We start from the raw sequence: 13,460 nt of genomic DNA, 5'->3' as shown, positions 1-13,460 counted from the left end.
TCTTCGGATGTGAATCGCTTTTTCGGCATGGTCTGACTCTCCTTTTCAATAGCATATGAAATTTCAAGTCGGACCAGTTTTTTCAGGTCAGGTCATCTACAAGTACCTGCTCAAGAACGACTACAGTGACGATGCCGACCGCATCACGGGCACGTACCACGAGGCTAAGAAGGAAGGCACCCTGGCACCGTTGCCCCCGGAACTGAAGGCTTATGCTGAACAGGTGTACCAACTGATCGACAGCGTCTTCAGCGACAGTCAGATGTTTGAGATTGGCGATGACCGTCGCCCCAAGAAGAACCCGCTCAACAGCAACTTTGAGAAGCGTGAGTTCAAGGAACTGTGGAGCCGGATCAATCGCAAAGCGGCTTACAGCGTTGACTTTGATTCAGTGGAATTGGTGAAGAAGGCCGTTGCCGAATTAGACAAGAGCCTTCGCGTGACGCCGTTGCAGTACACGATTCAGATCGGTGAGCAAGTTGATCAGGTAACGGCAGATGCACTGAAGAGTGGGGACGGCTTCAAGGTCGCTGAAACGACAGTCGAGTACAACAAGCAGTCGATTCATTCCGCAGTGAAGTACGACCTCATCGGCAAGATCGCTGACGGTACGCAACTGACGCGACGCACGACAGCAGACATCCTGAAAGGAATTAGCGTCGCGGTGTTTGCACAGTTCCGTACCAATCCCGAGAGTTTTATCGCGGAAGCGGTGCGACTGATCAACGAGCAGAAGGCAACGATGATCATCGAACATCTAGCCTACGACCCGGTCGAGGACAAGTTCGATATCGACATCTTCACCGCAGGGCAGACCAAGCAGGACTTCAGCAAGGCCGGTGACAAGCTCAAGCGGCATATCTACGACTACGTGGTCACTGATTCTGGTATCGAGCGCAAATTCGTCGAGACCCTCGACACCTGCACCGATGTGATCGTGTACGCCAAGTTGCCCCGTGGCTTTCTGATCCCGACGCCGGTGGGTGACTACAACCCTGACTGGGCAATTTCGTTCAAAGAGGGGGCCGTCAAGCATGTCTATTTCGTTGCGGAGACCAAAGGGTCCATGTCAACGATGCAATTGACGAAGATCGAGGAAACCAAGATCGAATGCGCCCGCAAGTTCTTCGACGAAATGAACCGGAAGTACGCCCCTGAAAACGTCAAGTACGACGTGGTGAAGAGCTTCGACAAGTTGATGGATTTGGTGAAGTAATGATGAAGGTAAAACAATGAGCACTTTCGATAGCACCAAGCGGCTATTGCCAGAGATCCTTGCCGAAATCGTCAAGGCGAAGATCCAGTTACCTGATTTTCAGCGTGGATGGGTGTGGGATGACCAGCACATCCGCAGTCTGCTGGTGAGCATTGCCAGGTCATTCCCGGTCGGGGCAGTCATGCTGCTGGAGACCGGTGGCGAGGCCAAGTTTCAGGTACGGCCAGTGGAGGGGGTTTCGCTCCCATCGGGCGAATCAGATGCGGAGCTGCTGATTCTCGACGGGCAACAACGCCTTACCACCCTCACGCAAGTCTTGGCCACGAAGGACGCGGTGAAGACCCGCACCGAAAAGGGCAAGCCTATTCGAAGGCACTACTACTGGAACATTGAAGTAGCACTGGAAGGTGGGGATCGCCTGGAGGACGCTATTGAGGCCATCGAAGAGGACAAGATCAAGCGCTCCAACTTTGGCCGCCAGATTGATCTTGATTTGACTACGACGCAGAAGGAGTGCGAGCAGCTGTACTTTCCATGCGATCAAATCCTGAACTCGGATGCATGGGAAGAAGCCTTGCAGGAGTACGCTGCCGAAAAGTTCGGCCTGTACATGCAGTTCCGTCGACAGGTACTGAATGCCTTCCGTAACTACCAGCTACCTGTGATCCAGCTCGGCAAGGCCACGACGAAGGAAGCCGTCTGCCTGGTCTTCGAGAAAGTAAACACCGGTGGCGTCCCACTCAACGTTTTTGAACTGGTCACTGCAACCTACGCAGCTGACGGCTTCAATCTGCGTGATGACTGGCATGGCAACGCCACCAGAAATGTTTCGGGACGGTATCAACGCCTATGCAAAGAGGCGCTACTGTCACAGGTGGAGTCTACGGACTTCCTGCAGGCGGTATCGATGTTGCACACACTGGAGTTGCGCCGCGCCGATGTGGCGTCTGGGAAAATAGGAAAGTCTATACAACCGGTGAGCGCAAAACGTGTCTCGATACTTGCAATGCCCTTGAGTGCGTATGCCAAATGGGCAGAAGAGGTCGAAGTGGGCTTCCTGCTCGCTGCCAAGTTTCTGCGCAAGGAGTGTGTGAAAAGCCCACGCGAATTGCCGTATCGAACACAACTGGCCCCGCTCGCCTCGGTACTCGCGCACCTGCGCGAACGCTGGCTTGAGCCGCGCATCTACCAAAAACTTTCTCACTGGTACTGGAGTGGTGTTCTCGGCGAACTCTATGGCAGCGCCATCGAGACCCGAATCGCAAACGATGTCGAGGATCTATTACAGTGGATCGAGAGTGACAGCGCAATACCTCGAACCATTGCAGATGCGGCGTTTAGCCCGGATCGCTTGGACACGATGACGTCGCGCCTGTCAGCCGCGTATAAAGGCCTGAATGTGCTGGTGCTTCGTGAAGGCGCGCAAGACTTTTTCTGGAAGGCAAAGATCCAGGAACTCGACGACGAGGAACTTGCGCTTGATATTCATCACATCTTCCCGCAGGACTGGTGCGAGAAGAACGGTATTAAGCGCGCGGTCTACAACACGGTCGTCAATAAAACCCCGATTTCCTACAAGGCAAACCGAATGATCGGCGGGCATGCGCCATCGATCTATTTGTCAAAATTGCAATCTCATACGCAGGTTCAGCTTGCGGATGCTGAGATGAACGCCATTGTCGGCTCGCATCTCATCGATACGACCGCGCTTCGGGCTGACGACTTCGACACCTTCTACAAAAACCGAAAGGCTAGTCTGGTCAAACTGGTAGAACGGGCCATGGGTAAAGCGGCGGCGGCTGTTGCGGACGGATCTGAACTTGGCGATGCCGAAGAGGATGAAGGCGATCAGCAGCAAGTCATTTCGCCAGTCGCGTGAACAGCGCTTGAGCGCTGGAGATCAGGTCAAGGCGGAGGTTCGGTGCGATATGCGTCATTACTGCGGCTAGTTGAGGCCACTTGGTATTAAGCTTCGCGCAGTTGAATTACCTCAGCGCCTACACGTAACGAATCCAGGTAATCTGCCCAGCGTTGCATCATTCGCTTGCGTTCTGGAAGATGAGAAGTCCGATTGTAGGCGCGCCCGTTGGGATCCCGGACCGCGTGCGCCAGTTGATGCTCAATAAGATCGACTCGCTCTCCAAGGACTTCATCGAGAATAGTGCGCGCCATGGCCCGGAAGCCGTGGCCGCTCATGACGTCTTTGCCGATATCCATGCGGCGCATAGCTGACAAAATCGCGTTGTCACTCATCGGGCGAGTCTTGGATCTTGGGCTGGGAAAAACATACTTCCCACTACCGGTCAGCGGTTGGAGGTCCTTTAGAATCTCAACCGCTTGGCTGGGGAGCGGCACGATATGTTGTGTATTCGTTTTCGTGACTGTGTAGCGCCATTCGGCGGCATCTAGATCAATATGTGCCCACTCCGCTGCTCGTAGCTCTCCCGGTCTTACAAACACCAGTGGTGCGAGACGCAGCGCCGCACAGACCGTTGGAGTGCCGTCATATCCGTAGAGGGAACGAAGAAGGCTGCCAACCTCTTTGGGTTCGGTGACAGCCGCGAAATGAGTGCGGCGACTTTTCACAGAAGCGAGAGCTCCGCGAAGATCTCCAGTTGGATCGCGCTCCGCCCGCCCCGTGGCTACTGCGTACCGAAAGACCTGTCCGCAGTTTGCAAGAGCTCGGTGCGCTGTTTCTAGTACGCCTCTACTTTCAATCTTTCGAATGACGCTCAACAGTTCAGATGTCGTAATGCTGGAAATTGGTTTCTTCCCGAGGTAAGGGAAAACGTCGTTCTCAAGTCGGCCGACTATTTTCTCGTAGTGGGTCTTTGCCCATTCTTCTTTGTGCTTGGCCAGCCATTCTCGTGCAATGGCTTCAAAGTTATTTGCAGCGCGCTCAACGCCTGCTAGCTTGGCGGCCTTTCTGTTATCGCTAGGATCAACCCCATCGGACACGAGCTCCTTATTGGCGTCACGTCGCTTACGAGCTTCTTGCAGGCTGACCTCGGGGTAGGTGCCTAAGGAGATCAGCTTTTCTTTCCCTAAAAACAGGTATTTGAGTCGCCACCCTTTGCTGCCGGTGGGAGTGACGAGCAAGTAGAGTCCGCCGCCGTCGGCTAGCTTGTACGGCTTGTCTTTCGGCTTGGCATTCTTAACTTGTAGATCCTTGAGGGGCTCAATGATTCTAGGCATTTTAGGGGTAGCGATGTTGGGGTAATGTGAGGTTACCCCTAAAACTACCCCTACCGCTATTGGCTGTCAACGCACCGTTTTGGACGTTGAAAAACAAAAAACCCGCTCAAGCACTAGGCCTGTAGCGGGTTTCAGGATTCTACTGGACTTCTTCGAATCAGTATCTGGTGGTGATAGGTGGACTTGAACCACCGACCCCAGCATTATGAGTGCTGTGCTCTAACCAACTGAGCTATATCACCAGAAGCAAGCCCGACACTATAGAAGCATTGCGGCCGCCTGTCAATAGGGTGGCCATTTTTTATGCTGGATGCCCGTTCAGCTGGCCTGGCGGGCTGCCAGCGCCTGTTCCACCTGATCCAATACCTTTGCGGTGGCATCCGGGGCATTGCAATCGACCACGATGCGCTCCGGCATGGAGCGCAGCCAGGTAAGCTGCCGTTTGGCCAGTTGGCGGGTGGCGGCGATGCCTTTTTCGCGCATGGTGGCGTAATCGATGAGGCCGTCCAGGTATTCCCAGGCCTGGCGGTAGCCGACGCAGCGTATCGACGGCAGGCCCAGGTGCAGGTCGCCGCGCGCCCGCAGGGCATTGACTTCGTCCAGCAGGCCGCCGCCGCTGAGCATCTGGTCGAAACGCAGGGCGATGCGCCGGTGCAGCACGGAACGGTCGGACGGCTCCAGCGCCAGCGGCAGCAGATCGAAGGGCAGCGGTTCCGGTTCTTTCTGCGCCAGCAGCGATGACATCGGCTGGCCGGTCAGCAGCGTGATCTCGAGGGCCCGCTGGATGCGCTGGCTGTCGTTGGGCTTGAGGCGTTCGGCAGTGACCGGATCCAGCGCGGCCAATCGGGCGTGCATGGCCGGCATGCCTGCACGGGCGGCTTCCTCATCCAGTTGGGCGCGCAGCGCGGGATCTGCCTGCGGCAATTCGTCCAGGCCGTCGCGCAGCACCTTGAAGTACAGCATGGTGCCGCCCACCAGCAGCGGCAGTTTGCCGCGCGCGGCGATCTCGCCGGCCAGGCGCAGCGCATCCTGGCGGAATTGCATGGCCGAATAGGCGTCGGCCGGGTCGATGATGTCGATCAGGTGATGCGGCGCCTCGGCCAGTTCCTGCGGGCTGGGCTTGGCGGTGCCGATATCCATGCCGCGATAGACCAGGGCCGAATCGACGGAAATGATTTCGCAGGGGAGGCGGCGGGCGATCTCCAGGGCCGCCGCGGTCTTGCCGGAGGCGGTCGGCCCCATGATGGCCACGGCCAGGGGAGGTGCTGCCATGCTAGGGCGTGTCATCGTGCATAACACGCTTTATTGTCCGCGCAGGAACAGCTTGTCCAGGTCGGACAGGGCCATCTGGCTCCAGGTCGGCCGGCCGTGGTTGCACTGGTCGGCGCGTTCGGTGGCTTCCATCTGGCGCAGCAGCGCGTTCATCTCGGGAACGGTCAGGCTGCGGTTGGCGCGCACGGCGGTGTGGCAGGCCAGCGTGCCGAGCAGTTCGTTGCGGCGCTCCAGCAGCACGCGCGAGCCGCCGTATTCGCGCACGTCGCGCAGCACGTCGCGCGCCAGCGTCTGGGCGTCGGCGTTCTTGAGCAGCGCCGGCACCGCGCGCACGGCCAGCGTGGTGGGCGACATCACGGCGATGTCGAAGCCCAGCGCAGAGAGCGTTTCCTGGTGTTCCTCGGCGGTGCCGACCTCGACCGCGTCAGCGTAGAAGGTGACCGGGATCAGCAGCGGCTGGACGAACATCTCGTTGCCATCCAGCGCGTTTTTCAATTGCTCGTACAGGATGCGTTCGTGGGCGGCGTGCATGTCCACCACCACCAGGCCGGCGCTGTTTTGCGCCAGCACATAGATGCCGTGCAACTGCGCCAGCGCGAAACCGAGCGGGAAGTCGCCGGCCGGCAGGTCTTGCGGCGCTTGCGCGCGCGTTGCGGCATCGCCCATGTTTTGCGGCGGCGACATGGCGGCGTCGCCGCGGAACATGGCGCCATAGGCTTCTGAATTCTGGCGCACGCCGAAGCCGTCGCCGCCGAACGAAAAGGGCTTGGCCGGCTGCGCGGCGAACTGGTTGGCGAACGAGCTTTGCTGCTGTTCGCGCATCCACGGCAGCGGCGCGCCGGCGGCCGGTTGTTGCAACTGCGGGGGCGGCGCATTGCCGAAGGACGTGGCCGATGTCTGCGCCAGCGCACGGCTGACGGCATGGAACACGAACTGGTGCACGCTGCGGCTGTCGCGGAAACGTACCTCGATCTTGGACGGGTGGACGTTCACGTCGACCAGCGCCGGGTCGAGTTCCAGCGACAGCGCATAGGATGGGTAGCGGTCGCCGTGCAGCACGTCCTGGTAGGCCGCGCGCACCGCGTGGGTCAACAGCTTGTCGCGTACGAAGCGGCCGTTGACATAGAAATACTGGCTATCGGCGCGCGCCTTGGAGGCGGTCGGCAAGCCGACGAAGCCGTGCAGGCGCAGCGGGCCGGCAGCTTCGTCCAGCGGCAGGCGCGCGTTGGCGAATTCGTCGCCGAGGATGTGGGCGCTGCGCTTGGCGAATTCGCCGACGTTCCAGTGGTCGACGGTCTTGCCGTTGTGCGAGAGCGAAAAACTGACATCCGGCCGGGCCAGCGCGATGCGGCGCACGACTTCGGCGCAATGGCCGTATTCGGTCTGTTCCGACTTGAGAAACTTGCGGCGCGCCGGCGTATTGAAATACAGGTCCTGCACATCGATGGTGGTGCCCTGGGCGCCCGAGGCCGGCGAAACGGCGCCGTGCTGCGAGCCGGTGATTTCCCAGGCGTGGGCGGCGTCGGCGGTGCGGGTGGTGACGGTCAGTTGCGCCACCGAGGCGATCGAGGCCAGCGCCTCGCCGCGAAAGCCCAGCGTGCCGACGTTTTCCAGGTCGGTCAGCGAGGCGATCTTGGAGGTGGCATGGCGCGCCAGCGCCAGCGGCAACTGCTCGGGCGGGATGCCGCGGCCGTTGTCGGTGATGGCGATGCGTTTGACGCCGCCTTGCTCCAGGCGCACCGTGATCTGGGTGGCGCCCGCGTCCAGCGCGTTTTCCAGCAGTTCCTTGACCACCGCCGACGGGCGTTCGATCACTTCGCCGGCGGCGATCTGCGAGATCAACTGGTCCGGCAGGGCCTGGATAGGGCGATAGGCCGGCGTGGCGGAGGAAGAGGAAAGCGGTGCGTTCATGGCGCGATTATACCGCCGCGGACGGGGCCGGGCCCAGGGCCGCTCCGGCCCCGGGCCCGCTTGCCTGGATCAGATGCGGAACGCGCTGACCGCGGCCGCCAGGTGCTGGGCCTGCTGTTGCAGCGATTGCGCCGCGGCCGCCGCCTGCTCGACCAGGGCCGCGTTCTGCTGGGTGCTTTCGTCCATTTGCGCGATGGCGCGGTTGATCTGGTCGATGCCTTCGCTTTGCTCGCGGCTGGCGGTGGAGATTTCGCTGATGACGGTGGAGACGCGCCGCACGCTGGCCACGACATCGCCCATGGTGGCGCCGGCCTGTTGCACCAGCTTGCCGCCGCTGCCTACCGTTTCGACCGAGGCGTCGATCAGTTCCTTGATCTCGCGGGCGGCGGTGGCGCTGCGTTGCGCCAGCGTGCGCACTTCGGTGGCGACCACCGCGAAGCCGCGCCCCTGCTCGCCGGCGCGCGCCGCTTCCACGGCGGCGTTCAAGGCCAGGATGTTGGTCTGGAAAGCAATGCCGTCGATCACGCTGATGATGTCGACGATCCGCTGCGAGGAGGCATTGATGGCATCCATGGTGTTGACCACCTGGCCGACCACCTCTCCGCCCTGGCTGGCGACGCTCGATGCCGAACCCGACAACTGGTCGGCTTCCACCGCGTTGGCGGCGTTTTGCTTGACGGTGGAGGTCAGCTCTTCCATGGCCGATGCGGTTTCTTCCAGGGCACCGGCCTGCTGCTCGGTGCGGGCGGACAGGTTGAGGTTGCCGGCCGCGATCTCACTGGCGGCGGTGTTGATTTCCTCGGTGCCGGAACGCACGCTGGCCACCACTGCCGACAAGCCTTCGCTGATGCCGTTGAAGGCGCGCATCAGGCGGCCGATCTCGTCGCTGCGCACAACGTGCAGGCGGGTTGTCAGGTCGCCGCCGGCGATACGGTCGGCGGCCTGGCATACCGCGTCCAGCGGGCGCGAGACCATGCGCCGCACCACCAGGCTTAGGATCAGGCCCAGGATCGCCAAAAACAGCAGGCCGCCGCCGATATAGAGCTTGCGCATCGTATCGACTTCGCGCGTGAGCTCGTCGACATAGGCTTCACCGGCGATCACCCAGTTCCAGCCCGGGTAACGGGCGAGGGCGATGATTTTCTTGCGGCCGTCGAGAGCGGTGTAATGCTGCGCGCCTTCCTGGCGTTCCAGCATGGCCTTGATATAGCCATTGCCCGCGGCGTCCTTCAGCTCGAGCAGGCTGGCGCCTTCTTCCTTGCCTTCGCGCGGGGCGCCGGCAATCATCGTGCCCAGCTCCTTGCCTTCCTTGCCGTTGAGCACATAGAAGAAACCGGTGTCGCCGATCCTGAGCGCCTTGATCTGGTCCTTGAGCGCCTTGATGTCGGGCGAGATGTCGATGCCCACGTACAGCACCCCGATGATCTGGCCGGCCGCATCCTTGACCGGCACGTACTTGGTGATGTATTGCTTGCCGAACAACGTGGCCAGGCCGCTGTAGGCCTTGTCGGCCTTGAGCGCCGCATAGCCGGGGTGAGCGCGGTCGAGCAGGGTGCCGATGGCGCGCTCGCCGTTTTCTTTTTTCAGGGAAGTCGACACGCGCACGAAATCGTCGCCGGTCTTGGCGAAGATGGTGGCGGTGACGCCGGTTTCTGCGGTGAAGCGGTCGGGAATGGTGAAGTCGAGATTGAGGTCGTGGCCATCGTTTTGCAGCGCCGGCGTGGCGCGGTCGCCGATCTGGATGGTGCGGCCTTCGTCGAGCGTGAATTTGCCCGCGAACTCATTGCCGAACATGGCGGAAAAACGGTCGACCTGGCTGGTGACCGTATGGTCGAACATGCCGACCATGTGCGATACGCTGCGCGCCTCGTTGGACATTTGCTCGAGCGAGCGCTGCTCGACCATGCGCGAGGCCGAGTAGGTGATGAGCATGAGCGCGATGATGAAGACGGCGCCGACCAGGGCTACCGTCAACGCGGTAAGTTTTGCGCCGACGGATCGGTTCAATATGGAGCTGCGGTGCGCCGGAGCGGAGGTATCGATGGGCATGGTGTTTTTGTTGTGAACCAAGAGAAATAGGACGTCGTGTCAACGCCGACCGGAGTGCCTTGCATCTCGCAATCGGTAACCCGTGAGCACCCTTTCAGGTGTGGTACAGCGCATCTGGAACTTGCCAGCCAGGCTCTGCGCCAGGCTGGCGGCAACACAGGAAGCGGCCAGGCTGTGGATCCTGGCGGTTACGTTTATGTCTCTGGATTTGCTGGGGAAGGCAGAAGTATATCGACAGGTTTTTGCTCTGTTTCAATTACTTTCGATGTTTGCGCCCACATTTTCCCGGCCTGTTGTTTTTCCGGCGATGAGATTATTTTTTTGATATCTCATCTTGTTATCGATACCGCGCAATCGATCGATTTCTTTTGCATCGGATGCCGCATTGCCTATCGGATCGGGCCGTTTCCTTATCGCGCCATGCGCGGCGGCGCATTGGCCGCGGCCGATCATGATTGCCTGCTGCAGTAGCTGCTTTTTCCCGCCATGAAATCGCGGATCCAGTTTTCCAGGCCATCGGGCGACAAGGGCCGCGAAAAATAATAACCCTGGGCCACATCGCAGCCTTGCCGGATCAACAACTCGTACTGTTCGGCGTCTTCCACTCCTTCGGCCACCACGGTCAGCTTCAGGCTTTCGCCGATGCGGATGACGGCATTGGTGAGCGCGCTCACGGCGCAATCCTTGGCCATGTCGCGCACGAAGCTCTGGTCCAGCTTCAGCTCGGAGACCGGCAGCTTGCGCAGGTAGCCCAGGCTGGAATAACCGGTGCCGAAATCGTCCATGGCCAGCGGCACGCCCAGCGCATCCACGGCGGCGATGGTCTGGTTGGTGCTGGGGTTGGTGTCCATCAGCACGGTTTCGGTGATCTCGATGGTCAGGTCGGACGGCGACAGCGCGTAACGCTGCAAGAGGTCGGTCAGGAATTGCGGCAATTCCAGGTCATGGAAGTTGGTGGCGGAGAGGTTGACCGAGACCGATGGCACCTTGATGCCGCGCCGGCGCCAGTCGGAGAGCTGGAAGCAGGCCTCCTCCAGTGCCCATTTGCCCAGTTCGCCGATCAGGCCGCATTCCTCGGCAATTGGAATGAAGCGCCCCGGCGAGACGTTGCCCAGTTGCGGATGCTGCCAGCGCGCCAGCGCTTCCACGCCGTGCAGGCGGTTGTCCTGCAGATGAATCTGCGGCTGGTAATGCAGTTCGAAGTCGCCGCCGCGCAAGGCGTCGCGCAAGGCGCTTTCCAGCGCCAGGCGCTCTTGCGCCAGGCTGTTCATTTCGTCGCTGAAAAAGCTGTGGCGGCCGCGATTGATGGATTTGGCCTGGTACATCGCGATGTCGGCGCGGTGCAGCAGGGTCTCGATGTCGTTGCCGTTGGCGGGGAACATCGCCACCCCGATGCTGGCCGACGGATTGAGCAGCGTGCCGTTGATGTGGCAGGGTTCGGACAATTGTTCCTGGACGCGCTTGACGACCTCGGCCAGATGGTTGGCGTCGTATTGCGTGAGCACCACCACGAACTCGTCGCCGGACAGCCGGCCGACGATGTCGGAACGCCGCGCCTGCGACTGCAGCCGGGTGGCTACCGTGCGCAACAGTTCGTCGCCGGCCTGGTGGCCGAGCGAATCGTTGACCTGCTTGAAGCGGTCGAGGTCGATGAACATCACCGCTACCGTGCTGCGGCTGCGTTCGGCGGCGGCGATCGCCTGCCCGGCCTGGACCAGCAGCAGGCTGCGGTTGGGCAGGCCGGTCAGCGAGTCGTAGAAGGCCAATTGGTGGATGCGCGCGCGCGAGGCTTCGCGCTCGATGGCCAGCGCGCACAGGTGCAGGCCGGCATCCACCAGCAGCTGGTGGAAGGCGCTGGGCGCATCGCGGGGTTCGCGGTAATAGAAGGCGAAGGTGCCGATGACCTTGCCGTCGGACGATTTGACCGGCGTCGACCAGCAGGCGCGCAACCCGTTCGGCAAGGCCAGGTGCTTATAGGCGGCCCAGCGCGGGTCGGTCTCGATATCGGCGCACATGACCGGTTCGCCGAGGAACGCGGCGGTGCCGCAGGCGCCGGCGTCCGGGCCGGCCGGGATGCCGTCCAGCGCGCGGTTATACGACTCCGGCAGGCTGGGGCCGGCCAGGGTATGCAGCAGGCCCTGCTCGTCGACCCGCAGGATGGAGGCGACCACTTCCGGCGCCACCCGCTCGACTTCTTCGCACAGCAGGTTCATCTGCTCGGCCAGCGAGGAGTCGCGCGCCATGGCGTTGAGGACGCGGTATTGCAGCACTTCGTGCACCTTGGTGTTGGTGATGTCGGTCATCACGCATACCGCGTTGATCAGTTTTCCCGAAGGATCGAGGATCGGGTTGACCACGGCCGACATCCACAGCGGCTGGTCGTGCATGTCGTGGATCAGTTCTTCGGTATGGAAGCTGCGCCCTTGCAGCAGCTCGTCGTGGCAGCGTTCGATCGAGCGCACGAAGCTGGGGTGGTCGGCGAACAGTTCATGCGGCCGCTCCCCGATGACCTGCCGCGACTGGAAACCGAGCATGCGGGTGAAGCCGATGTTATGGAAGACGATGCGGTTCTGGTCGTCGGTGATGATGACGGCGTTGTCGGTCTCGTTGATGCCCAGCGAGAGCAGGTAGAGGTGTTCGCGGTCGCCGACTTCGCGCGTGACCCGGTAGGTGGCGTCGGCGCCGATGCAGATCACCTTCTCGGGTTGGCCGTGGGCGTCGAGCACCGGCGAGTAGGTGGCTTCCCACCATACTGCGCGCCCATTGCGCGCACGGCGCAGGAAGCGGCCGGAGAAGAAGCGGCCGTTGCAGACATCGCGCCAGAAGGCGGCGTATTCCGGGCTGTTGGCGTAGTCGTCGTAGCACAGCATGCGGTGCGGCTTGCCGACCAGTTCGTCGGCCAGGTATTCCATGGTCTTGAGGTAATTGCTGTTGGCATCGAGGATGATGCCGTCGGCCGACAGTTCGAGCACGCCCAGCGACCGGTTCAGGGCATTGAGCACGCTGTGGGTCTGGCGCGAATCATCGATATGGGCGGTGATGTCGGCCGCCACCGAGATCACTTTCTGCAACTGGCCGCGGTCGTCCAGGATGGGGCTGCAGATGGCCTCCAGCCAAAGCGTGGAGCCGTCGGCGCGGATGCGCTGCAGGGTGCCGGAAATGATCTGCCCGGCGCGCAGGTGTTGCCAGAATTGCTGGTAGTGCCCGGTGGTGATGTAGGTGGCGTCGCACAGCATGCTGTGGTGCCGGCCGACCAGTTCGTCCCGCCGGTAGCCGAGCAGGCGCAGGAAGTTGTCGTTGACGTCGAGCAGGGTGCCGTCGGCGGCGAATTCGAGCATTGCCATCGAGCGAGAAAGAGCGGCCAGCAGCGCATCCCGCTCGTCCCCCGACAAATGCCTGCGGTTCAATTCCCTGATGAACGGCTCATGGTCATGCATCCTCTTTATCCCCCTTTGGTATGGCGGAAACGACGCAGTCCCCGGTTGTGCGCCGTTGTGCTCGATGATATGCCGTTTTTTCCGGCCTGTCCCGCCGGGACTGGCCAGCGCGCAACCGGCGCCTTCGAAGGCGCTCGGGCGATAGGCTCGATGTTCTTTTGATCCGCGGTTTCATGCCGTGGCGGCTGGTTGCCCGGCATGCATGCCATGCCTGTTATCGGCCGGCGCCTGACTGTTCTGAAGAGCCCGTGTTGATTTGTGAGTATTGCGCCACATGGCGCGGGCGGCGCTTGCCCGATTCGATGCAATGTAGTCCGAAAACAGGGGAAACGATGGTGTATGATGGCCCGTCGTGATGAGGCCATTACTCGCCATCGGGC

Annotated in this window: 8 protein-coding genes and 1 tRNA gene; 2 read left to right on the top strand and 7 right to left on the bottom strand. The window is 61.2% G+C overall.

Annotated elements, in window-relative coordinates; translation table 11 throughout:
* The first annotated feature begins 55 nt into the window (after window positions 1-55).
* Window positions 56-1,216, top strand: coding sequence for a hypothetical protein (locus FB597_RS20520; RefSeq protein ID WP_255517171.1), 1,161 nt, complete (start codon window positions 56-58; stop codon window positions 1,214-1,216).
* 16 nt (window positions 1,217-1,232) lie between these two features.
* Complete coding sequence (locus FB597_RS13755; protein ID WP_144769840.1) at window positions 1,233-3,095, top strand: DUF262 domain-containing protein; 1,863 nt, start codon at window positions 1,233-1,235, stop codon at window positions 3,093-3,095.
* Between the two features lie 86 nt (window positions 3,096-3,181).
* On the opposite strand, the gene FB597_RS13750 is transcribed toward FB597_RS13755, so the two are convergent.
* The 7 genes from FB597_RS13750 to FB597_RS13720 all read right to left on the bottom strand — a co-directional run bounded on the left by FB597_RS13750 (window position 3,182) and on the right by FB597_RS13720 (window position 13,080).
* Window positions 3,182-4,411 carry an integrase arm-type DNA-binding domain-containing protein gene (locus tag FB597_RS13750; RefSeq protein WP_144769839.1) on the bottom strand — a complete coding sequence of 410 codons (1,230 nt, stop codon included), beginning with the start codon at window positions 4,409-4,411 and terminating at the stop codon, window positions 3,182-3,184.
* A gap of 165 nt (window positions 4,412-4,576) precedes the next feature.
* Window positions 4,577-4,653: transfer RNA gene (locus FB597_RS13745), tRNA-Met, on the bottom strand.
* 76 nt (window positions 4,654-4,729) lie between these two features.
* Window positions 4,730-5,683 carry a tRNA (adenosine(37)-N6)-dimethylallyltransferase MiaA gene (gene miaA, locus FB597_RS13740; protein WP_144769838.1) on the bottom strand — a complete coding sequence of 318 codons (954 nt, stop codon included), beginning with the start codon at window positions 5,681-5,683 and terminating at the stop codon, window positions 4,730-4,732.
* Window positions 5,684-5,713: 30 nt separating this feature from the next.
* Window positions 5,714-7,594 (bottom strand): DNA mismatch repair endonuclease MutL, encoded by a 1,881-nt coding sequence (gene mutL, locus FB597_RS13735; RefSeq protein ID WP_144769837.1) that lies wholly within the window; start codon window positions 7,592-7,594, stop codon window positions 5,714-5,716.
* Between the two features lie 69 nt (window positions 7,595-7,663).
* Window positions 7,664-9,643, bottom strand: coding sequence for a methyl-accepting chemotaxis protein (locus tag FB597_RS13730; protein ID WP_141913631.1), 1,980 nt, complete (start codon window positions 9,641-9,643; stop codon window positions 7,664-7,666).
* A 252-nt stretch (window positions 9,644-9,895) separates the two neighbouring features.
* Window positions 9,896-10,096 carry a hypothetical protein gene (locus FB597_RS13725; protein WP_144769836.1) on the bottom strand — a complete coding sequence of 67 codons (201 nt, stop codon included), beginning with the start codon at window positions 10,094-10,096 and terminating at the stop codon, window positions 9,896-9,898.
* Entirely contained in the window at window positions 10,093-13,080 is a 2,988-nt protein-coding gene (locus FB597_RS13720; protein WP_141913629.1) for an EAL domain-containing protein, read from the bottom strand. Before FB597_RS13720 ends, FB597_RS13725 begins: the two co-directional genes overlap by 4 nt.
* Window positions 13,081-13,460: the final 380 nt, after the last annotated feature.

Source organism: Herbaspirillum sp. SJZ099 (assembly GCF_007828355.1).
In the GTDB taxonomy this organism is placed as follows: Bacteria; Pseudomonadota; Gammaproteobacteria; order Burkholderiales; family Burkholderiaceae_D; genus Herbaspirillum.
This window is presented reverse-complemented; position numbering and strand designations above follow the sequence as displayed.

Bases quoted from the DNA above. Each gene is read 5' to 3' on its own strand.
- FB597_RS20520 (WP_255517171.1), top strand. From the start codon at position 56: ATGAAATTTCAAGTCGGACCAGTTTTTTCAGGTCAGGTCATCTACAAG.
- FB597_RS13755 (WP_144769840.1), top strand. From the start codon at position 1,233: ATGAGCACTTTCGATAGCACCAAGCGGCTATTGCCAGAGATCCTTGCC.
- FB597_RS13750 (WP_144769839.1), bottom strand. From the start codon at position 4,411: ATGCCTAGAATCATTGAGCCCCTCAAGGATCTACAAGTTAAGAATGCC.
- miaA (WP_144769838.1), bottom strand. From the start codon at position 5,683: ATGGCAGCACCTCCCCTGGCCGTGGCCATCATGGGGCCGACCGCCTCC.
- mutL (WP_144769837.1), bottom strand. From the start codon at position 7,594: ATGAACGCACCGCTTTCCTCTTCCTCCGCCACGCCGGCCTATCGCCCT.
- FB597_RS13730 (WP_141913631.1), bottom strand. From the start codon at position 9,643: ATGCCCATCGATACCTCCGCTCCGGCGCACCGCAGCTCCATATTGAAC.
- FB597_RS13725 (WP_144769836.1), bottom strand. From the start codon at position 10,096: ATGATCGGCCGCGGCCAATGCGCCGCCGCGCATGGCGCGATAAGGAAA.
- FB597_RS13720 (WP_141913629.1), bottom strand. From the start codon at position 13,080: ATGCATGACCATGAGCCGTTCATCAGGGAATTGAACCGCAGGCATTTG.